The organism is Amycolatopsis sp. NPDC003731 (assembly GCF_053586895.1).
The window spans coordinates 1-19,947 of the sequence record NZ_JBSFNC010000088.1 but is presented as its reverse complement, the minus strand read 5'-3'; the positions used below and the strand labels follow the sequence as shown (position 1 = coordinate 19,947).

The 19,947-nt window shown below is 70.3% G+C and carries 16 protein-coding genes; 11 read left to right on the top strand and 5 right to left on the bottom strand.

Translation table 11 applies throughout. The features are described from left to right. The first annotated feature begins 1,290 nt into the window (after window positions 1–1,290). Window positions 1,291–2,439 carry a hypothetical protein gene (locus tag ACWDN5_RS30030; protein WP_449678646.1) on the top strand — a complete coding sequence of 383 codons (1,149 nt, stop codon included), beginning with the start codon at window positions 1,291–1,293 and terminating at the stop codon, window positions 2,437–2,439. Between the two features lie 461 nt (window positions 2,440–2,900). Here ACWDN5_RS30030 and ACWDN5_RS30025 read toward each other — a convergent pair whose 3' ends face one another. Next, on the bottom strand, window positions 2,901–3,956 hold the full coding sequence (locus ACWDN5_RS30025; RefSeq protein ID WP_449678645.1) for a hypothetical protein: 1,056 nt from the start codon (window positions 3,954–3,956) through the stop codon (window positions 2,901–2,903). Window positions 3,957–4,080: 124 nt separating this feature from the next. Between ACWDN5_RS30025 and ACWDN5_RS30020 the strand changes: the two genes are divergently transcribed. The 4 genes from ACWDN5_RS30020 to ACWDN5_RS30005 all read left to right on the top strand — a co-directional run bounded on the left by ACWDN5_RS30020 (window position 4,081) and on the right by ACWDN5_RS30005 (window position 9,712). After that, window positions 4,081–4,353: an Lsr2 dimerization domain-containing protein gene (locus ACWDN5_RS30020; RefSeq protein WP_449678644.1), complete on the top strand. Its 273-nt coding sequence runs from the start codon at window positions 4,081–4,083 to the stop codon at window positions 4,351–4,353. 487 nt (window positions 4,354–4,840) lie between these two features. After that, window positions 4,841–5,260 carry a hypothetical protein gene (locus ACWDN5_RS30015; RefSeq protein ID WP_449678643.1) on the top strand — a complete coding sequence of 140 codons (420 nt, stop codon included), beginning with the start codon at window positions 4,841–4,843 and terminating at the stop codon, window positions 5,258–5,260. 557 nt (window positions 5,261–5,817) lie between these two features. Then, window positions 5,818–9,177, top strand: coding sequence for an AbfB domain-containing protein (locus tag ACWDN5_RS30010; protein WP_449678642.1), 3,360 nt, complete (start codon window positions 5,818–5,820; stop codon window positions 9,175–9,177). 25 nt (window positions 9,178–9,202) lie between these two features. Next, complete coding sequence (locus ACWDN5_RS30005; protein ID WP_449678641.1) at window positions 9,203–9,712, top strand: hypothetical protein; 510 nt, start codon at window positions 9,203–9,205, stop codon at window positions 9,710–9,712. 59 nt (window positions 9,713–9,771) lie between these two features. Here ACWDN5_RS30005 and ACWDN5_RS30000 read toward each other — a convergent pair whose 3' ends face one another. Together ACWDN5_RS30000 and ACWDN5_RS29995 are read right to left on the bottom strand one after the other, a co-directional pair. Next, window positions 9,772–10,065, bottom strand: a complete 294-nt coding sequence (locus ACWDN5_RS30000; protein WP_449678640.1) for a hypothetical protein — start codon at window positions 10,063–10,065, stop codon at window positions 9,772–9,774. A 31-nt stretch (window positions 10,066–10,096) separates the two neighbouring features. Further along, window positions 10,097–10,495: a hypothetical protein gene (locus ACWDN5_RS29995; RefSeq protein WP_310970210.1), complete on the bottom strand. Its 399-nt coding sequence runs from the start codon at window positions 10,493–10,495 to the stop codon at window positions 10,097–10,099. Window positions 10,496–10,586: 91 nt separating this feature from the next. On the opposite strand from ACWDN5_RS29995, the gene ACWDN5_RS29990 reads away from it, so the two are divergent. Together ACWDN5_RS29990 and ACWDN5_RS29985 are read left to right on the top strand one after the other, a co-directional pair. Continuing rightward, on the top strand, window positions 10,587–12,236 hold the full coding sequence (locus tag ACWDN5_RS29990) for a RecQ family ATP-dependent DNA helicase (RefSeq protein ID WP_449678639.1): 1,650 nt from the start codon (window positions 10,587–10,589) through the stop codon (window positions 12,234–12,236). Between the two features lie 117 nt (window positions 12,237–12,353). Beyond that, on the top strand, window positions 12,354–12,533 hold the full coding sequence (locus tag ACWDN5_RS29985; protein ID WP_449678638.1) for a hypothetical protein: 180 nt from the start codon (window positions 12,354–12,356) through the stop codon (window positions 12,531–12,533). A gap of 195 nt (window positions 12,534–12,728) precedes the next feature. Here the strand turns inward: ACWDN5_RS29985 and ACWDN5_RS29980 are convergent, their stop codons facing one another. Continuing rightward, window positions 12,729–13,064: a hypothetical protein gene (locus ACWDN5_RS29980; RefSeq protein WP_310970207.1), complete on the bottom strand. Its 336-nt coding sequence runs from the start codon at window positions 13,062–13,064 to the stop codon at window positions 12,729–12,731. A 232-nt stretch (window positions 13,065–13,296) separates the two neighbouring features. Between ACWDN5_RS29980 and ACWDN5_RS29975 the strand changes: the two genes are divergently transcribed. Next, window positions 13,297–15,966, top strand: a complete 2,670-nt coding sequence (locus ACWDN5_RS29975) for a BTAD domain-containing putative transcriptional regulator (RefSeq protein ID WP_449678637.1) — start codon at window positions 13,297–13,299, stop codon at window positions 15,964–15,966. Window positions 15,967–16,271: 305 nt separating this feature from the next. On the opposite strand, the gene ACWDN5_RS29970 is transcribed toward ACWDN5_RS29975, so the two are convergent. Next, window positions 16,272–17,318, bottom strand: coding sequence for a ferritin-like domain-containing protein (locus ACWDN5_RS29970; RefSeq protein WP_449678636.1), 1,047 nt, complete (start codon window positions 17,316–17,318; stop codon window positions 16,272–16,274). Between the two features lie 154 nt (window positions 17,319–17,472). Here ACWDN5_RS29970 and ACWDN5_RS29965 point away from each other — a divergent pair, with 154 nt between their 5' ends. The 3 genes from ACWDN5_RS29965 to ACWDN5_RS29955 are packed head-to-tail and all read left to right on the top strand — an operon-like array spanning window position 17,473 to window position 19,866. Next, the gene (locus tag ACWDN5_RS29965; protein ID WP_449678635.1) at window positions 17,473–18,231 is read left to right on the top strand and encodes an SDR family oxidoreductase; all 759 of its coding nucleotides are present in this window, start codon (window positions 17,473–17,475) and stop codon (window positions 18,229–18,231) included. Between the two features lie 2 nt (window positions 18,232–18,233). Continuing rightward, the gene (locus ACWDN5_RS29960; RefSeq protein ID WP_449678634.1) at window positions 18,234–18,551 is read left to right on the top strand and encodes an FAD-binding protein; all 318 of its coding nucleotides are present in this window, start codon (window positions 18,234–18,236) and stop codon (window positions 18,549–18,551) included. After that, the gene (locus tag ACWDN5_RS29955) at window positions 18,490–19,866 is read left to right on the top strand and encodes an FAD-binding protein (protein WP_449678633.1); all 1,377 of its coding nucleotides are present in this window, start codon (window positions 18,490–18,492) and stop codon (window positions 19,864–19,866) included. Before ACWDN5_RS29960 ends, ACWDN5_RS29955 begins: the two co-directional genes overlap by 62 nt. Window positions 19,867–19,947: the final 81 nt, after the last annotated feature.

The following is a 19,947-nucleotide window of genomic DNA, read 5'->3' as shown; positions in this document are numbered from 1 at the left end:
ACCGCTACAAGCAATACCGAACCACCCACATCACCGACGTCCGCTCATGCCGCTGGGCGTGCGGTCACGGCCTACGTGCCTGCCCGAGTCAGGCAGGCCTGGAATCACGGTGCCAGACAGATCAGCGCCTGAGCAGCGAGTCGCCGGACCTCACTCCAGTCGCTGTCCCCGAACCAGAGGTGGGGGGCCGTACGCGACCGAGACAGCCTTGGCATGCCAGCCAGAGACGGCGCGGGTGGGTGCGCCCCCCAACACCAGGCAGGTCATCCCTGCCGCCGACCGAAAGTCCGAGGCGTTCGTGGTGGCTCATCACGACCTCAGGGGGCGCCAGTTCACTACGGAGGAGCAGGAGATCCGCGTGGGCGGCCGGTCTGTGGCCGGCGGCGCACAACGTCCGATGGGAAGCACTGCACGGCGATCCACCAGCGTCCTCCGACGCTTGCCGAGGACTCGTGCGCCGGACAGATCGGCCAGACCCGGGAAGCTGGTGATGATCGTGTAGTCCGGGTGCTACTGGAACGCCGCGGTAGTGGAATCGGTGAGCTCGTCTGCGCTGGCGCACTCCGCGTTGAGAGTGGTCAGCAGCGCGAGCGATTGGCGGCCGAACGCCTCCCGACCGACTTGCCCAACACCCCCGCGATCGCGCGGGGTGCCTGTACGGAAGCAGCGAGTAGGCCACCCGGAACGCCGAAGTGCTGATGCCCGCAGCGGCGACACCTTGCCGGAGTTTTTAATCACTAAATCCTCCCTCCAGGCACCACTGCCCCACAACGCAGAGAAGCCCAGGTCGTTGACCTGGGCTTTCTCGTCTGACAGCTCCCCCGCTTGGACTCGAACCAAGAACCCTCTGGTTATCAGCCTTAAGGAGGTCAGCGAGTCCGGCACCTAGGCTGCAGACTTCGGTCATGGATCGTCCGGTAGAGATCACCCCCGCCACGCCGGGCCCCTGACTCGCCGTCGACCACTACCTGCGCTCGCTCGTCGGCGCTTCACTCGTCCGAGTCGGATATCTGCCGAACACACATTCGACGTGACCCACTGACGAGCCAGAGCAACCCACCGACCACTCGGATCGCGGCACGATCCGAACCTGCAGAGGCGGTCTCCGTGCTACGTTTGGGGCTGGCAGCCTGAACTGCCTTTCTCCGAGTCTGAGTTCCCACGCGACGAAGACGCCGAGGACAATCGCCAACGGCGGATTTCAGAGAAGCAGTACCTGTTGGCTCGAGATCTCTCTCATGTCACAGGGCTTGCAGGCGTGGGGTGTACAGCCCGGAACAAGAGATTGAGATGACTCCGAACAACAACACTCCGAGCCGCGCGCTCCAGCAAGACGCGCGCGCTTGGTCAACCTTCACCGGCACGAACTACACCGCCGCGCTGCGGCAGGTGAGTTCCCCTCTTGCCCAAGGTCTCCTCGGTCCGCGGGTCAGCGCCCGACGGCTCATCGCCACCCTCAACGATCACGAGCTGATCAGCGCACAAGGTGGTGCCCCCCTCTCTGGCGAGGACGGGGTCCGTTCGGACTCGCAGTGGCACTTCAACGGCAAGAGCGACTACATCCAGCTCGCCCTCATCACGGACATGCTCCGGATGTTCACGCCGACCTCGGGCGCAAAGGCTGCAGAGGTCGGCAGCTACTCCTTAAAGCACACCGCCGAGTGGTTCCTCAGCCCGCACTGCTCCTACGTGTCCAACGGCCGCCTGATCTGGGCGGCAGCCGCGCTCGGACTTCCGATCGCAGACGCAGACCGTGAGGGCCCCAACCTCCTGGTCGGCGTGTCCGAGCGCGAGCACGATTACGTGCGCCGGATGGTCGGCTCCGGGCAGAATCGACCGCAGGTCCACCACTACCGTCCTGCTGGATATGAGCGACTACGCACCGCGCTCACGCAGGCAGCAGCCGGCGAGTCCATCACCGATGACTGGGTCCCGTCGCCGCCAGTCGACGAGCCTGCCCCGTTCCACGACTGGCTGATCCGGCAGGTCGGCCGCAACGACGTCGTGGGCGACCTCGCCCGCGACTACTCAGCTGGCGTCCGCGACAGCGACCACCGCATTGCGCGCACCGCCGGTGAGCTCCTGGCGATCTTCCACGAGGTCTCGCATTCGCCCGAAGCCTACGACGCAGTAGTCACCGCGATCGCGGAGTGGATGAGGACGGAGCCCTCGTCGACGCATATTCGCACCGAGCAGATCAGCGGCGATTCACACGACCACAGAGGATGGGGCGCCGGTTCCGGAACGACGGAGCGCTATGAATACCTGTGCCCCTGCGGCAACGGGACGATCATCGAAGAGCACGACAACATCCCGGGCTTCCGCGAGCACGATGTGTGGATCGCTTGCGACAAGTGTCGTGCAGATTGGCGCTTCGTCGAGGGCAGGAGTGTGCGGGACTGGGCTCTGCGACCGGCGTCCGTGAGCGCCACTGCCTGACAGACGATGCAGAACCGTACCCCGCCGAGGAGCCCTATGCGTCGACCCCCGACGATCAATAGCACGTCCAGCGGTGGCTCTCGAGCAACTGCTTCGGCGACCACCTGCTCCCGCGACGGCATCGACGTCCCGACCACGAACTGCTCACCCTCGCGATGCTGTCCTCCCTCGGCGGCTGCGAACCGCAGCTCGCCGGGCACGTCGCCAGCAACCTCAAGTCGTGGAGAAAATAGCGACCAGAACGATCTCCGACGGTCGAGCCCATCGCTGGACCGTTGGTGCCATCAGTGCCAGTCGTGGTCGCCGACCGCGGTCCGAAATCTGGCGATTCATCGGCGATTGCAACCCGAAGCAATTGCCGAGAAGCTACCCCTCCAGGGATCAACACGAGCCTGCGACCTGCGGAAAGATACGCTTCGCCTGGTCGAACCACGTGACGCACTTCCCTGACACGGAAGAGGTCACTGGTTCAATCCCAGTATCGCGCACCACAAGTTTTCGCAGGTCAGAAGCCCTGTCCCTCCCCGGAGGGGCGGGGCTTCAGTCGTCAGATGGCGATGGGTCCCGGGCCCGGGGTCCAGGCGCCGGGACCGCAGGTGCGGGAACCAGGACACCAACTTCGCCCGCTCACTTGGGTACAGGGCCGCCAGTGACCGTAGCCAGCGTTCCCCCAGGGCGTCCAAGATCTGTTTCACCATCGCCGGCGTCAGGTGGTCGTAGACCCACGTGCTGTGGGTGTGGCGGCCCTCGTGAAAGGTGAACGTCGGCAGGATCGGCGGGCGCCGCTCCCCCGCCTTCGCGTCGTCCAGCTCGGCACCGTCCCACGCCGGCCGCCAGAACCGGATCCGGAAGTTCGATCGCCGCCACGGATGCCCTTTTCGGCGTGCACAGCACGAACGGTCCCGATGGCTGTCCATCAGCTGGGCACAGCACCAACCTCGACATCCCCAGCCCCAGCCCCAGCTCGTGGAGCCGCATCGCGGCCTGCGCCGGCGTGGCGACCAACCGCTCGGCGTCGAACTCACCCTTGGACACGCGGACACCGCTGCACGGGTTGGCGAAATCATCCGCGCACGCACAGCGGCATTGAGGATGGTGGAGAACAACGCGAAGTACGCGGAGACCGAAGACTCGGCGTAGTCCTCGTGCAGCTCCGAGAGCCACCGCTCGGTCTCGACGTAGCCGTTGAAGATCGCGATCAGCGGCCATGCCTTCCATTGTGGAAGCAACTGGGTGTCGAGGAAGGAGCGGTACTTCGCGACCGTGTTCAGCTCCAGCCGCGGAGCCACGGCAGCGAGCCACTCCTCGGCGAAGTCGTCGAACCGTGTCTCGCCATCACGCCGCCGCGGCGGCTTCACCGGAGCAGCACTGAGCCGCACGATTTCGGTGACATCGCCACGGGTGAACCGGTAGCGCTTCCCAAACCGGTGATGCGGCAACACCCTGGCGGCGGCCTGGTCCTTCAACATCCTCGGCGACAGCTGCACCAACTCCCCCACCACCTCCGCGGTCAGCAACGCGTCCGGATCACATACCTATCCACGCCGACGACACGACCGACAGTCAATAGGCTCTCGAAGAAACTCGAAGAGCCTCGTCCATGAGCCATTTGAAGCGGTACCGGAAAGAAAGGATGCGCAGATGGCCAAGAGGGTGGCGATCGAGATACTCGACGACACAAACGGCAGCCGCGCCGAGCAGACCATCCCGTTCGGACTGGACGGCGTAGCGTACGAGATCGACCTGTCCACAACAAACGGCAATGCGCTACGCGAAGCGCTGGCCCCGATATCCTTCTCACGATCAGCCCTCGGCAAAAGTCCTAGCGCCGCGAAGACCTGGGCAACGGCGAGATATGCGAAGCGAACACTCGACCTGCATGGATGGGTTGCTGGCACGTGCAGGGCGGGATGACCAACCGAACATCGGATGCAGCTGAGGCGTCGCCGGAGTCAGGTCAGACCACGTGTGCCCCGGCAACCCGCAAGCCGACGGCCTGGACGAGCGCCACCACATGCATCCGGTCACGGCGCGTACACGGGTGCCTTAAGGCGCGCCGTGCACCATCGCGATTAATCGAAAAAATTAAGTGTCAGGGCTTGGCGCCTCACCTGCGCACGGCGATTCTCTTCTCATGAACTGTCGTAGAAGGGCGCCGAACCCCGGACCGGGCGCCGCACCGAACGACCCGCCCGCCTGGCGCTTTGCTTTCCGTCTGCTGCCTGGTCCGGCGTGGGGTGTCGCGTATGCTGTTCTGGGCATCGCCGGGGCCGTCGAACTAGCGTGCCGCGCACCGTATGCGGTGAGCATCGCAGCTTTGGCCGCACCCAGGGGAGATGCCAGGAAAGGCTTGAGCGCGTCCCGAACGGCCCCGTAGACGGCCACCGCGAGGACGGTAATCATGAGACGAGAGCGCCGATCGATCAGGGACGTCAGAAAGTCGACGTGGGCAATCTTTGGCACGATTGCCTTTGTCGTTCTCGTGACCTATACCCTCCGCCGGTGGCTGAGTCCCGGCGACTGGGCCGGCGTTGGCCAGTGGTTCGGCGGGCTGGGCGCGTTGATCGCAGCGTGGGTGGCCCTCCGGGTTGCCAGCGACGAGCGGCGGCGCGAGAGCCGCCGAGACGCCGAGCGGCTTCGCGTACAGGCCTTCTACATCGTCGGCGGAGTAGCAGGATCCGAAGGCAGCAACGGCGTGCAGGTGTTCGTGCGGAATACCGGGCCCGAGCCTGTCGTGAACATCGACGTCGTCGCACTGCACGTCGTCGGCCGCAGCGAGACATTCGTCGTCGAATGCGCGCCCACGGGCGAGCGCCGATAGGTACTGCTGCCTGGTGATGAGTGGCAGACGTGGGTCAAGCCGACGAACGAAGATCTCACGTCGGTCGTGACGAACCCACGCCTGCCGACAATGGGATACCGACTTGCAGTCCGCCGGTGACGCATCTTCTCCCGGGCGCGTCCACCATGTCGGTCTGTACATCGGCGGCAGCAACATGATCGACGCCCCCGACTTCGGGCGGGCAACCGAGGTCGAGCCCTACCGGCGTTGCGGCGGCGAACCCCGGTGCGGAAACCCGCGCCCGGACGCGCGCGGACACCGGCTGGGCCGTCGACAACATCACCCGCGCGAATCGACGTCCTGCTCACGACAGAGACTCAACCGTCGGCGGGCTTCGTGCGTGGAGGTAGCAGCCAAGCCGTCACGTGTTGATTGTCTGGTGGATTTTGCTCTGTTCCGTTTGTCCGTGTTCCGTGTTACGTTCGGTTGACGGGCCCGCGGTAGTGCTCCGGGCTCGGCGTGCCCGCCCGCCCGGAGTGCTTCGCCGTCCCCGCCAGGCCGGTGCGCGGTTCCGTGCGCGTCCGAAGGGGAGTCCGATGCGCCGTCTCTTCGTCCTGGTCTTCGCACTGCTGTGCACGATCCTTCCCGTGGTGCCGGCGGCCGACGCCGCCGTCGCACCCAAGCCACCGCCGTTGTCCACGCCGTGGACCTCGCAGGTGAGCACCACGAACCCGCTGCCCGAGTACCCGCGGCCGCAGATGACGCGGCCCGACTGGCAGTCGCTCAACGGTGAGTGGGAGTTCCTCAACCCCGCCACCGGCGCGAACGGCAGCGTCGACCGCTACGCCGCGCCGCCGCTCGGGCAGACCCTGCCCGAGCGCATCCTGGTCCCCTACCCGGTCGAGTCGGCGTTGTCGGGCATCATGCGCAACGACAACCGCGACCTGATGTTCTACCGCCGCACCTTCACGGTGCCGGCGGCCTGGGCCGGGCGGCACGTGCAGCTGCACTTCGGCGCCGTCGACTACGAAGCCACCGTGTGGGTCAACGGCGTCCAGGTCGCCACGCACAAGGGCGGCTACGACCGGTTCGAAGCCGACATCACCGCCCGGCTCAACGGCGGGGTGAACGAGATCGTCGTGCGCGTCTACGACCCGACCAACGGTCGCGACGAGAAGCAGCCGGTCGGCAAGCAGGCCACCACCCCGTCGGACATCTTCTACACGCCGACTTCGGGCATCTGGCAGACCGTCTGGCTCGAACCGACCGCGCCGACGTCGATCTACTCCGTCGACATCCGCCCGAACTTGGCCGACAACACCGCGCGCGTGCGGGTGTTCGGCCGCGGCGACGTGAGCGGCTACTCCGTGCTCGCCGAGGCGGTGACCGGCGGGGCCGTCGCCGGCAGCGCGACCGGCGGCTTCACCGAGTTCTCGGTGCCGGTGCCGAACGCGCGGCGGTGGTCACCCGACGACCCGTTCCTCTACGACCTGCGCGTGTCGCTGCGGGACGCCGCGGGCACGACCGTCGACCAGGTCGTCAGCTACTTCGGCATGCGCGAGGTCGGCACGAAGAACGTCAACGGCGTGCTGCGCCCGACCCTGAACGGCGAGTTCGTGTTCCAAGTCGGCACGTTGGACCAGGGCTTCTGGCCCGACGGCCTGTACACCGCGCCGACCGACGCCGCGCTGGCGTCGGACCTGCAGAAGCACAAGGACCTGGGCTTCAACATGGTCCGCAAGCACATCAAGGTCGAGCCGGCCCGCTGGTACTACTGGGCCGACAAGCTGGGACTGCTGGTGTGGCAGGACATCCCGTCGACCACGAACGCGAACGCCGACCGCACGCCCGCGCAGATCGCCGAGTTCGAGACCGAAGCACGCGAGATCGTCGACGAGCACCGCTTCTCCCCCGCCGTCGTCACCTACGTGCCGTTCAACGAAGGCTGGGGCGAGTGGAACCTCGCCGAGACCAGGCGCGTCACCACGAACATCAAGAACCAGGACCCGACGCGGCTGGTCGACGCGCACAGCGGGTTCAACTGCTGCGCGTCGAAGGGTGATCCGGGCACCGGGGACATCATCGACTGGCACGTGTACACCGGGCCGGACGCGCCCCGGCCGGCCGGGGCGCGGGTGTCGGTGCTGGGCGAGTTCGGCGGGCTCGGCCTGCGCAACCCCGGGCACGAGTACAGCCCCACCGGCAAGTTCTTCGCCTACGAGCAGATGGCGAGCGCGGCGCAGCTGAACGACCGCTACACCGGCATGGTCCGGGACGCGCGCCAGCTGATGACCACCAAGGGCCTGTCGGCGTTCGTCTACACCGAGATCACCGACGTCGAAGGCGAGTACAACGGGCTGCTCACCTACGACCGGCGGGTGCAGAAGGTCGACACCGCGCTGGTCCGCGCGGCGCACACCGATCTGATCAACGCCTCGAAGAACCTGAACGCCGCGGTGCCGCTGACGCTCGGGCACATCCGGTCGTTCCGGGTGACCACGCCCGGGTACACCGACCGGTACCTGCGGCACGCGGACTCCTTCGCCCGCACCGACGTGCTGACCACGGGCAGCGCCGACGGACCGCGGCAGGACGGCTCGTTCCGGACCGTCGCGGGCCTCGCGGACCCGCGGTGCTTCTCGTTCGAATCGGTCAACTTCCCCGGGAAGTTCCTGCGGCACGCCGACAACCGGGTCCGGATCGACAGCGACACCGGCGGTACGTTCGCCGCGGACGCCACCTGGTGCGACCGGCCGGGTCTCGCCGCCGGCGGGACGTCGTTCGAGTCGCTGAACCTGCCGGGCCGGTACCTGCGGCACTACGACGAAACCGTGTACCTGGCCGTGAGCGGCGGCCCGAACCCGTGGGACACCGCGACGAGTTTCGCCGCCGACGCAACGTGGGACGTCTCGGCGCCGGCGTTGTGGCGCAGTTCGGTGCCCCTGGCGGTGAACGCGCGGCAGTCGCTGCGGGTGACGACGTGGGGCTACACCGACCGCTACCTGCGGCACGCGGGCGGCCTGGCCTACACCGAGGTGGTGACCAGCGGCAGCAGCGCGTTGCTCAAGCAGGACGCGACGTACACGGTGCGGCGCGGGCTCGGCGAGTCGTCGTGCTACTCGTTCGAGTCGGTGAACTACCCCGGGCAGTTCCTGCGGCACCAGGACGGGCGCGTCCGCAACTCGGTCGACGACGGATCGGCCTTGATGCACGCGGACGCGACGTTCTGCACGCGGCCGGGGCTGGGCGGCACCGGCGTGACGTTCGAGTCGCTCAACATCCCGGGCGCGCTCCTGCGGCACTTCGATTCCGCCGTCTACATCGCTTCCGGTGGCGGAACGGGCTCCGACCGTCCTCAGACGGTGACGGCGGACAGCAGCTGGACCGTCGCGGCCCCCTGGGGCACCGTAAGCGGAGCCGGTCCGGTGTGGACACTCCACACCGGACCGGGCTCAGTGCCGCTCGGACACTGCTTCGGCCTCGGGCTCCGCGGGCGGCGCCCCGCGACGCAGGTCCGCTTCGGTCCGCACCTGGATCCGGTTCGGGTTCGCGACGAGCCGGGGTGTGGGGTTCTCGTTCACGTCGGTCCTTTCGACTGCTTCCAGTCTCGCGAATACCCCGGCGCCGGCGCTTTGAACAGTGGCCAAGAGCACTTCCGGCGGACGCCGGTGATCACGCTGGACCACCCCACCGGCTCGGCCGTATGCACCAGGAGCCCGACCGGACGGAGCCTGAGGTCGCTACTCGAGGAAGTCGGTGCCGGCTGCCAGCGCCCGTACTCGCGGACGGTCATCGCCGCCGCGCGGGTCGCCGAGCTCGGAGCGGCAGCAGGTCGAGCACGACATCAGTTGTTCAACCCCAGGGTGCGGCGAACGGCTGGACTTTCGGGTTGTCAACCGGCAGGGCGTGGTTTGGGGTACGAGGTTCGGGGTACTTGCGCAGTCCGCGCTCATTGATCACCCCAACCCATCGAGGATGAGCATGCCTGAGCCGACCACGCCCGAGCCCTTGCCGGCCGAGCTGCGTGCGCTCGCCGCCGACGCTGAAGCGCTCGCGGCACGTACCGCGGAGGTGGCCGCCCGGCTGCGGACCGCGCCCGACGGCCACCTGCAGCGCCTCGCCCGGCCCATCGCGAAGGCGACCCACGACCTGAGCGACTACACCGACGAGATTTCCCGGACGGCCGAGGACCTGGCCCGGGTCCGGGTCGCCCGCGACCCCGGCTTGTGCGACGTTCCGTGGGGCATCTGCCCGGCCCACGGTGTCACGCTGCACTCGGCCGGAGGACGCGCCTGGTGCACCGACCCTGGCTGCGCCGCTGCGTGGGACTACGACCGGCTTCACACACCGTGTGCGGAGCCGGTCGCCGCGGTGGTGACCGACCAAGGCGGCGTGACCGCAAGGCTGTGCGCAGCCCACGCGCGGGACGCGGGCGACCGGCTGGCCGGCTGCACCGTCTCCCGTCTGGACCGTCAGGGCTCCAACGACTGAACCGGCGCCGTCAGTTCGGGACGAGCGCCACCGCGAAGCAGCCGGCCGCCGAGCCTCTGTCAGGGCCTCGGCCGCTCCCTGGTCCACCGCCGGCGCCCGGGACGGTCGCCGGTCGCGGCGGCGCACCGGTAACAGAGCACCATGCGCTTGTCGGTCGTGTCGGCCAGCCAACGGGCGTCGATCCACAACACGTGCGGGAACCGCTCCAAGCCGGCTTTGTGCAACGGCAGGCCGCACAGGGTCTGGTTGGTCCCCGGCCGCCAAGCGTGCACGGATCCGCCGGGCGCGCGCACGCCGTCGTCGTCGATCCACCGGCTGGACGCGGCGACCGCGGGTTCCGAGCGCCTGGGCATCCGGGCCTCACCTTCCGTGTCGGTGGTGCGGTCAGCTCACGGTGAAGTTCTGGTCGACTTCGGCGGCCAAGGCCTCCAGCGCCGCGTCGAGCACCGTGCGCACCTCGCCGGCGTCGACGTCGTCGCCGGCCTCCACCAGCAACTCCGCGCGGCTGGACCCGGCACCCTGTTCGGTGACCCGCAGCTCACCCGCCCAGGCGCCGTCCCCGGCCGGGTGCCAGGCCAGCCGGTGCCCGGCCGCATCGAGGTCGATCTCGTAGCGGTGCACGCCCTCCTCCCGCCACCGCAGGTCGACCGTGCCGGCTCCGGTGCCGACCACCTGCACCGGGGCCGGCAGCCACGCCGGGGCGCGAGTGAGATCGGAGGCGGTGTTGAGGACGATGTCGGCGTCCGCGGCCATCGCGCGGCTGGTCCCTCGAACTTGGGTCATGGGTGCAGGTACCCCGCCCGCTCCCGGCTAGCCGCCGATCGCCGAGCCATACGGCGTGTTTTCGCCCGCGGGGCGCGGGTACTTGCGGCGGATGGCGAGAAGACGCGACGAACTGCAGCGGATCGCAGCGGACACCTTCGGCTGGTCCCAGCTCACCGACGAGCAGCTGGCCGCGATGGAGCAGGTGATGGCCGGGCACGACGTCCTCGCCGTGCTGCCGACCGGGGCCGGCAAGTCGGCGATCTACCAGGTGCCCGCGCTGCTGCTGGACGGCCCGACCCTGGTCGTGTCGCCGCTGATCGCCCTGCAGAACGACCAGATCGAGGGCATCGAAGAGAGCCGGGCCCCGGGGGCCGTCGCCCTGAACTCCGCACAACGCGCCGCCGAGCGCAAGCACGCGTGGGAGGCGCTGCGCGAGGGCACCGCCGAATACCTGTTCCTGTCCCCGGAACAGCTGGCGTCCGACGAGGTGCTCGACGCCGTCGCCGAGCTCGGCGTCTCCTTGTTCGTCGTCGACGAAGCGCATTGCGTCTCCGCGTGGGGGCACGACTTCCGGCCCGACTACCTGCGCCTGGCGCCGGTGATCGAGCGGCTCGGCCACCCTCGCGTGATCGCCCTGACGGCGACCGCGGCCCTGCCCGTGCGCAGCGACATCGTGGCCCGCCTCGGCCTGCGCGACCACCGGGAGGTCCTCGCCAGCTTCGACCGGCCCAACCTGCGTCTCGGCGTGGACCCGCTGCCGGACGACGACGATCGCCACCAAGCCGTTCTCACCCGCACGCGGGCGCTGACCGCCGACCCTGCGACGCGTCCAGGGCTGGTGTACGTCACCAGCCGCAAGGACGCCGGAAGCTACGCCGAGGAACTCGCCGCGGAGGGCGTCCGGGTCGCGGCCTACCACGCCGGGATGAAAGCGGCCGACCGCGAACGGGTGCACGAGCAGTTCCTGCGTGACGAGCTCGACGTGGTGGTGGCGACGTCGGCGTTCGGCATGGGGATCGACAAAGCCGACCTGCGGTTCGTCCTGCACGCGGCGGCGCCGGAATCGCTCGACACGTACTACCAGCAGATCGGCCGGGCCGGCCGTGACGGCGAACCGGCCGAGATCACGCTGTACCACCGGCCGCGGGACCTGGGCAGGCAGAAGTTCCTCACCGCCGCGAAGGCACCCGAGCAGGCGCTGGCCGAGGTGGCCGCCACCCTCGCCGAGCACGACGCCCCACTGAAACCGGCCGAGCTCGGCCGGGAGATCGGCGTCTCGGCGGCCCAGCGCACCAGGGCAGTGAACCTGCTGGAGCAGACCGGCTCGGTCGGCGTCACCGCCGACGGCCGCCTCGAGTACCTCGATTCCGATGTGGACCCCGAACAGGCCGTCGAGCAGGGCGTCGAGGCCGCCGAAGCGCACCAGCGGCTGATCCGGTCCCGGATCGACATGATGCGCGGCTACGCCGAAACGACCGGGTGCCGCCGCCAGTTCCTCCTCGGCTACTTCGGGGAGCAGCTCGAGCAACCTTGCGGCAACTGCGACACCTGCATCGCGGGCACCGCCGAAGCGGTGTCGTCCGATGGCGGGGACTTCCCGGTCAACAGCGGCGTCGAGCACGCGGAGTGGGGTCGCGGCATCGTGATGTCCGCGGACGACGACACGGTGACAGTCGTGTTCGACGACCACGGCTACAAGACGCTGTCGGCGTCCGCGGTCCGCGAGCGCAGCCTGCTCACCGCCGTCAGCGGGGATTGAGCGGGGTGCGCGGGTCATGACGGACCGCAGCGGAACGGCGAACGACGACGGGGGCCGCACCCCGCCACCTGCGCGACCAGCTCGCTGGCGCAGGTCGCGGACGGCGTCGCGGAGGACGTGCGCACGTTCCAGGCCGCCATGCGCACGCTCGGGGTCCGGCCCGATCCGGCCAAGGTCGTCCTGGCGGCGGCCGGGGAACGGATCGGGCGGCTCAAGCGCAATGGTTGGGCCGCACGGTCATCGCCCCCGGGCAGCTCCCGGCCGTCCTTCGTGTGGCTGTTGTACCGGCACCGGTGATCGAGGTTCCCGCCGCGTCCACAGGGACAACCCGTGGGCACGGACCGCAGCGCGCCGGCCACCCCCTCGCCGGCGCGCTCCGGTCCGGCCGGAGACGTCCCCGATCGACCTGGCGACGCGGGACGGCTCGCTCACCTCCGGCAACCGGCCGCTCCCCGTTCCCCCGGCGGAAGCGGCCGGTCGCCGGGCCGGAGCTCAGCAGACGATCAGGATCTTGACCCAGGCGAAGCCGGTCCGCTGGCTGGTGTCGACGCTGCTCGACAGGCGGTAGTGCGGCACGGTGCTGCCCTGGTTGAACAGGTGGCCGCTCTGTCCTCGCGCGTCCCACTCGTACGAGCCGTGGTACGGGATCGAGTGTTCACCACAGCCTTCGATGAACGCCTTCCGCCCCGTCATCCCGCCCTTCTCGTAGGCCGTGAAGATGGACGTCGCCGCGAGACTCGTGGCGGGCGCCGCGACGGCCGGGGTCACCGTGGCCACCATGGCCGCGACGGCCAGCGTGCCACTCGCCCAGATACCGGACTTCCTCATGCGTGGAACCTCCCCTTCGTGGAACCCCCGGCGCCCGAGGCCGCTCCGCCGATCGCGTGAATCGAACCGAGGTTCGCCCAAGGCGCCGTCCAGGTCTGCTATCCCGGATGCGGGGGGGGGATTGCAGGTGCTGGCTGAACCGAGTACGTCGAAGACTCTGGCCGACGTCTTCACCGGGAACACATCACCGGCGTGGAATCGCCTGGTCAGCCGCCGTGGGCGGGGCTGACGCGTGCTGCGGTTCCGGGTGCTCGGCGAAGTGACCGCCACGGACGGCGGCGCCCGGGTGGCCCTCGGCCACGCGCGGCAGCGGTGCGTGCTGGCGGTGCTGCTGGTGGAGGCCAACCTCGTCGTGTCGACCGACCAGCTGGTGGACCGGGTGTGGGGCGACCGGCCGCCGCTGCGGGCCCGGCAGGTGGTCAGCAACTACGTGTCCCGGCTGCGGCAGCAGCTGCCGCCCGGTGGCGGCGTGGAACTGCAGCGCCGGGGCGGCGGGTACGCGTTGCTGGTCGAACCCGGCCGTATCGACCTGCACGAGTTCCGCCACCTCGTCCGGCGCGCCCGCAGCGAACCCGACGAGCAGACCGCTTGGGCCCTCCTGGAACAGGCCTCGGCGTTGTGGTCCGGCGAGGCCTTCGCCGACGTGGACGTCCCGTGGCTCGCCGCCGTGCGCGAAGGCCTGGCGATGGAGCGGTTCACCGCCGACGCCGACCGCATCGACCTGGCGTTGCGACTGGGCCGGGACGCCGGCCTGCTGTCCGAGCTGACCGCCCGGGCCGCCGCACATCCGCTGGACGAACGCGTGGCCGGGCAGCTCATGCTGGCGCGGTACCTGGCCGGTCACCCGGCCGAGGCCCTCGCGGAGTTCCAGCGGGTGCGCACCCGGCTCGCCGACGAGCTCGGCGCCGACCCGGGCCCGGCGTTGCGGGAGCTGCACCAGCGCGTGCTGACCGCGGATCCGGACCTCACGGCGTCCCCTCCGGCGCCGCCGGTGCCCGTGCCGCGGCAACTGCCGCCGCGGCCCACCCCCTTCACCAGCCGTGAAGCCTGCCTGGCCCGGCTGACGGATTTCCTGGCCGGATCGCCGGTGCCCGACGGCGCGAGCCCGATCGCCGTCGTCAGCGGGGCCGGCGGGATCGGCAAGACGTGGCTGGCGCTGGAGTGGGCGCACCGCAACGCCGGCCGGTTCCCCGACGGCCAGCTGTTCGTCGACCTGCGCGGCTTCGGCGCCGACCGCGGCGGCCCGATGGATTCCGGCGTGGCGGTGCGGGGCTTCCTCGCCGCGCTGGGGGCCGATCCGGACCGGCTGCCCGCCGAACCGCACGCCCAGGCGGCGCTGTTCCGGAGCGTCACCGCCGGCAAACGCCTGCTCGTGGTGCTGGACAACGCCGCGGACGCCGGCCAGGTCCGGGCCCTGCTGCCCGGCGGCGGGCACTGTGCCGTGCTCGTCACCAGCCGCCGGTGGCTGACCGGGCTGACCACCGCGCACGGAGCCGGCCGGCTGCACCTGGACGTCCTGGCCGACGACGAGTCCCGCGCCCTGCTGGCCCGGCGGCTGGGCGGCCGGGCGCGCACCGAGGCGGCGGCGGTGGCCGAGCTGACTGCCTCGTGCGGCGGTTTCCCGCTCGCGCTGGGGATCATCGCCACCCGCGCCCAGCTGCACCCGGACGTCCCGCTCACCGAGCTCGCCGCCGAACTGCGCCGCCAGGGCGCGGCCGCCCTCGCCGACGACGACCCGGTCGCCAGCCTGCCCGCGGTCCTGTCGTGGTCCTACCGCGCGCTGTCCGACCGCGACCGGACGGTGATCCGGTTGCTCAGCACGGCGCCCGGGCCGGACATCGGCGTGCCGGCCGCCGCCGCCCTCACCGGTCTCCGGCCGGCCGAGGCGGGCGCCGCCCTGCGCGCGCTGGAGGAGGCGTCCCTGCTCGGCCAGCACCCGCGCGGCCGGTACCGGATGCACGAGCTGATCCGGTCCAGTGCCCGGTCGGCGGGCGCCGACCCCGGCTCGGCCGCCCTGCGCCGGCTGACCGACTTCCACCTGCACACCGCCTACACCGCCGAGCGCCTGCTGAACCCGCACGCCCTGCCGATCCGGCTCGCCCCGGCCGTCGTCCGGCCGCACCCGGTGGGCGACGTCGCGGCGGCACTGTCCTGGTTGGACACCGAGCACGCCAACCTGCTGGCCGTCCAGCAGGCCGCGGCGGATGCCGGGATGCACGCGGTCGTCTGGCAGCTGGCCTGGGTCCTGCTGACGTTCCAGACCCGCCACGGCCACCACCGCGAGCAGGCGGTGGTGTGGCGGACGGCGCTCGACGCCGCCCGCCACCTGCCCGACCCGGCGGCCCGCACGGTGGCCCACCGCCGGCTCGGCGCCGCCTGCGTCGAGCTGGAACGGCACGACGAGGCGGTCGAGCACCTGCACCTGGCGATGGACCTGGCCCAGCGGCACGGGAACACCGGCGACGAGGCCCACACGCACTACCAGCTGGCGTGGGCCTGGGGCCGCCGCGGCGACGACCGGCAGGCCCTGGATCACGCGATCAGCGCGGTCCGGCTGTGCCGCCGGGCGGACCTGCCGGTGTGGGAGGCGGACGCCCTCACCGCGGCCGGCCGCCACGCCACCCGCCTCGGCGACCACGAAACCGCCCGCCGCCACTGTCACGCGGCCCTGTACCTGCACCGCAGGCACCACAACGCCCACGGCCAGGCGAACGCGCTGCGTGTGCTGGGCGAGATCAGCCTGCTGGCGGACAACGAGATCACGGCGGCCCAATGGTTCCGCGCCGCCGCGACGCTGTACCGCAACCAGGAGGTGACGGCCGCCGAAGCCGACGCGGCCGACCGGCTGGGCCACGCCCGTACCGCCGGCGGGCCCCACGTCCGGTGGCAGGACGCCGTCTAGTACTGCAACGGCAGTTGGCCGGGTGGTGGTGGATCGTCGATGTGGTGATGGAGCGGCTTGGACCGGGTGCAGGAGCGGATCGAGCACCTCGGCGGCCGTCCTCGGCGGGCAGTACTACGGCCCCGACGGCCTGGCCGGGCGACGCGGCCACCCGGAGCTGGTCACCTCCAGCCCCGGCTCCTACGACTTGACCGTGCAGCAACGCCTCTGGGCCGTCTCCGAAGACCTCACCGGCGTGCGATACCCCCTCGGCCAGGCAGCCGCCGCAAGGTGAGCGTTCGCGGTAAGAACCGGCGGCCGGTGCTTCAGTTCCGCTGCTCGGGTGGCACGTACTCGAACGTCGGGCCCGCGGTCGTCTTCCCGTCGCCGGTCGGCATCTTCATCAGCGCCAGCCCCTGCTTGCGCAGCCCGAACATCGTGCCGACCGCGTCCATCATCCCGCCCGGGTTGCCGGTGAAAGCCTCTTCCAGCTGGTACAGCAGCAGGCTGTAGGTCTGGTTGAACTCCTCCTGGGCGACCCGGATGGCGCTGCCCTCCGGGTAGTCGGCGGTCCGCGGGTTGTGCCGCATCGGCAGCACGCCGTCGAAGTCGACCGCGATCGCCTCGCCGGTCGGGCCGGACTGCGGGGTGTCGCCGGTCCGGTAGCGGCGGCCCACCTTCAGCTCCTGGAACCGGAAGTAGTGCGCGACCTCTTCCTGGTCGGGGTGGAAGACGTCGCGATCGCCGTCCCACACGTCCGTGCGCGCGGCCCCCTCCCCCTGCTCGACGATTTCCGCCAGCGCGGCCGATGCGGACTTCAGGTCGTGGACCGGCAGTACCTGGCCACCTCCGCCGCGGAGGTGGAATTCGCCGATCTGCCGGGCGGGGTCGCCGGTGAACACCCGGTCCTCCCCCAGTTCGTCGCACAGGGTGCGCAATCCGGCCTCGATCGCGGCGTAGAACTGCCCGATGGTCCGGTACTCGTCGGTCTGCGGCGGCGCGTCCGCGGACGCGGGTTGCTCGATGCGCAGGAACAGCTCCAGGGCTTCGGGGCCGAACGGCGCCAGGTGGACGTGCACGGACCGGTCGCCGTGGGGCAGCGGGTGCGGGTACGGCGGCAGCAGCTCCGGCGTGTCGAGCTCGGGCGAGCCACCGACGGCGTTGAGCAGGTTCGCGGCCAGGGCCAGGTGGATCATCTCCTCGGCGAGGACCGTGCCCACGACCTGGGTTACTTCGGGGTTGCGCGCCGGGTCCAGCGAGTACAGCGCGCACAGGTAAGGCGGAATCGTCGCGTGCTCGAGTTCGATCGCCCACTGCAGGTGGCGGCGGAGATCGTCGATCGTGTCGATGGCGTGAGCGCCACGGGTGTCCATGCGGTACTCCGGTTCGTCGGGTCGGTGTCGCCAGCCAAGACCGGACGCCGTCGCGGTTTGTGACAGCCGGGCTGTCACAAACCGGCAGCCTGTCCGGTCCTTGCCGGAGAACGACGCCCCGGAGCGGCCGGGGCGCGGGAGGAGAAGGCACACCATGAAGATCGTCGTGATCGGCGGCAGCGGGCTGATCGGCTCGAAGCTCGTCCGGAAGCTGACCGCACACGGCCACGAAGCGGTTCCCGCGTCCCCCGATTCGGGCGTGAACACGCTGACCGGCGAAGGGCTGGCCGAGGTGCTGGAGGGCGCCCAGGTCCTGGTCGACGTCTCGAACTCACCCTCGTTCGCCGACGACGCCGTGCTGGACTTCTTCCGCACCTCCACCGGAAACCTCCTCGCCGCCGAGGAGAAGGCCGGGGTGGGGCACCACCTGGCGTTGTCGGTCGTCGGCACCGAGCGGCTCTCCGAAAGCGGTTACTTCCGTGCGAAGATCGCGCAGGAGAAACTCATCAAGGAAGCCGGGCGACCGTACTCGATCGTGCACGCCACGCAGTTCTTCGAGTTCGTGGGCAGCATCGCCCAGGCAGCGACCGAGGGGAACACCGTGCGCCTGTCAGACGCGCGCATCCAGCCCATGGCGGCCGAAGACGTGGCCACCGCGGTCGGCCGGGTCGCCGTCGGCGCACCGCTGAACGGCACCGTCGAAGTGGCCGGTCCCGAGCAGTTCGGGCTGGACGAGCTGATCCGCACCGGGCTGGCTTTCCGCGGTGACCCCCGCGAGGTCGTCACCGACCCCGAAGCGCACTATTTCGGTGCCCTGCTGGACAAGGACATGCTCCTGCCCGGCCCCGGCGCGCAGCTGTCCGCCACGCGGTTCGCCGACTGGCTCCCGCTCAACCCGCCGCCGGCGAAGTGACCATGACCGAGCACCGGATCGCCACGTCGGTCCTCGTCATCGGGACCGGCGGAGGCGGCCTGCGCGCCGCGATCGAGCCGGCCGAACAGGGTGTCGACGTCCTCGCGGTCGGCAAGCGGGCGAAGTCGGACGCGCACACCACCCTCGCCGCGGGCGGCATCAACGCGGCGCTGGCGACGATGGACCCGGAAGACTCGTGGCAGCAGCACGCGGCCCGGGGCATCGAGGACCTCGAACGCTACGGCATGCCCTTCGCACGTGAAGATCTCCCAGCGCCTCTTCGGCGCGCACACCTACCGCCGGACCGCGTTCGCCGGTGACTACACCGGACTGGAAATCCAGCGAAGGGCGGCCCAGGTGGGCGTCCCGGTCCTGGACACCGTCTACGTCACGCGGATCCTGGTCCGGGACAACGTCGTCTTCGGTGCCTATGGATTCGACCTCACGGACGGGAAACGCTATGTGATTCACGCCGACGCGGTGATCCTCGCCGCGGGCGGGCACACGCGCATCTGGCGGCGCACGTCGTTCCGCCGCGACGAGAACACCGGCGACTCCTTCCGGCTCGCCGTACTGGCCGGCGGCCGGATCCGGGACGCCGAACTGGTCCAGTTCCACCCGTCGGGTCTGATCGCGCCGGAGAACGCCGCGGGCACGCTCGTCTCGGAGGCGGCCCGCGGCGAAGGCGGGGTGCTGCGCAACGCGCTCGGCGAGCGGTTCATGGCCGGGTACGACCCGGACCGCAGGGAACTGTCCACTCGCGACAGAGTGGCGCTGGCGGCCTACACCGAGATCAAGGAGGGACGGGGGACGCCGGCTGGCGGGGTGTGGCTCGACGTCTCGCACCTGCCGAGGGAGACGATCATGCGCCGGCTCCCCCGCGTCTACCAGACCCTGCTGGAACTGCAGATGCTCGACATCACCCGGGAACCGATCGAGATCGCGCCCACCGCGCACTACTCCATGGGCGGGGTCTGGGTCCGGCCGGAGGACCACGGCACCGGCGTCGAAGGCCTGTACGCCCTCGGCGAGGCGGCGAGCGGTCTGCACGGCGCGAACCGGCTCGGCGGCAACTCCCTGATCGAGCTGCTGGTCTACGGCCGCATCGTCGGTGAAGCCGCCGCGCGCTACTCACGCGACCTGAGAGCGCAACAGCGGTCACCGGCGGCGACGGAGGAAGCCCGGGGCGAGGTCGACGAGCTGCTGGCCGCCGACGGCCCGGAGAACGTCCGGGCCCTGCAGCGCACGGTGCGGAACACCATGACCGAACACGCCGGAGTGGTCCGCCACGAGACCGGCCTGCGCACCGGCCTGGCCGAGCTGGACGAACTGGAAGGCCGGATGCGTGCCGTGGGCGTCCACCCCGACATCGCCGGGTTCCAGGACCTGGCGCACGCGTTCGACCTCAAGGCGGCGGCGCTGGCCGCGCGAGCCACGCTCGAATCGGCGCTCGAACGCCGCGAGACGCGTGGCTGCCACAACCGCGCGGACCACCCGGACCTCGACGAGTCGCTGCGCGTGAACCTCGTCTGGTCCGGGCCCGGGCGGGTCGCGCGCGAAGAGCTTCCCCCGATCCCGGGGGAAATCGCTTCGCTGATGCGCGAGGTGTCCACCGCGGGCAAGCTCGTCGAATGAGCCTCCGGGGGTCCCGGCAGGGCCGCCGTCACCACCTGGCCCGGGGCCGCGATGTCCGGCTTGAAGCCGCCGATGCGGGTC

Excerpts from the sequence above, each read along its gene's own strand:
- ACWDN5_RS30030 (WP_449678646.1), top strand. The coding sequence starts at position 1,291 with ATGACTCCGAACAACAACACTCCGAGCCGCGCGCTCCAGCAAGACGCG.
- ACWDN5_RS30020 (WP_449678644.1), top strand. The coding sequence starts at position 4,081 with ATGGCCAAGAGGGTGGCGATCGAGATACTCGACGACACAAACGGCAGC.
- ACWDN5_RS30015 (WP_449678643.1), top strand. The coding sequence starts at position 4,841 with ATGAGACGAGAGCGCCGATCGATCAGGGACGTCAGAAAGTCGACGTGG.
- ACWDN5_RS30010 (WP_449678642.1), top strand. The coding sequence starts at position 5,818 with ATGCGCCGTCTCTTCGTCCTGGTCTTCGCACTGCTGTGCACGATCCTT.
- ACWDN5_RS30005 (WP_449678641.1), top strand. The coding sequence starts at position 9,203 with ATGCCTGAGCCGACCACGCCCGAGCCCTTGCCGGCCGAGCTGCGTGCG.
- ACWDN5_RS30000 (WP_449678640.1), bottom strand. The coding sequence starts at position 10,065 with ATGCCCAGGCGCTCGGAACCCGCGGTCGCCGCGTCCAGCCGGTGGATC.
- ACWDN5_RS29995 (WP_310970210.1), bottom strand. The coding sequence starts at position 10,495 with ATGACCCAAGTTCGAGGGACCAGCCGCGCGATGGCCGCGGACGCCGAC.
- ACWDN5_RS29990 (WP_449678639.1), top strand. The coding sequence starts at position 10,587 with ATGGCGAGAAGACGCGACGAACTGCAGCGGATCGCAGCGGACACCTTC.
- ACWDN5_RS29980 (WP_310970207.1), bottom strand. The coding sequence starts at position 13,064 with ATGAGGAAGTCCGGTATCTGGGCGAGTGGCACGCTGGCCGTCGCGGCC.
- ACWDN5_RS29970 (WP_449678636.1), bottom strand. The coding sequence starts at position 17,318 with ATGGACACCCGTGGCGCTCACGCCATCGACACGATCGACGATCTCCGC.
- ACWDN5_RS29965 (WP_449678635.1), top strand. The coding sequence starts at position 17,473 with ATGAAGATCGTCGTGATCGGCGGCAGCGGGCTGATCGGCTCGAAGCTC.
- ACWDN5_RS29960 (WP_449678634.1), top strand. The coding sequence starts at position 18,234 with ATGACCGAGCACCGGATCGCCACGTCGGTCCTCGTCATCGGGACCGGC.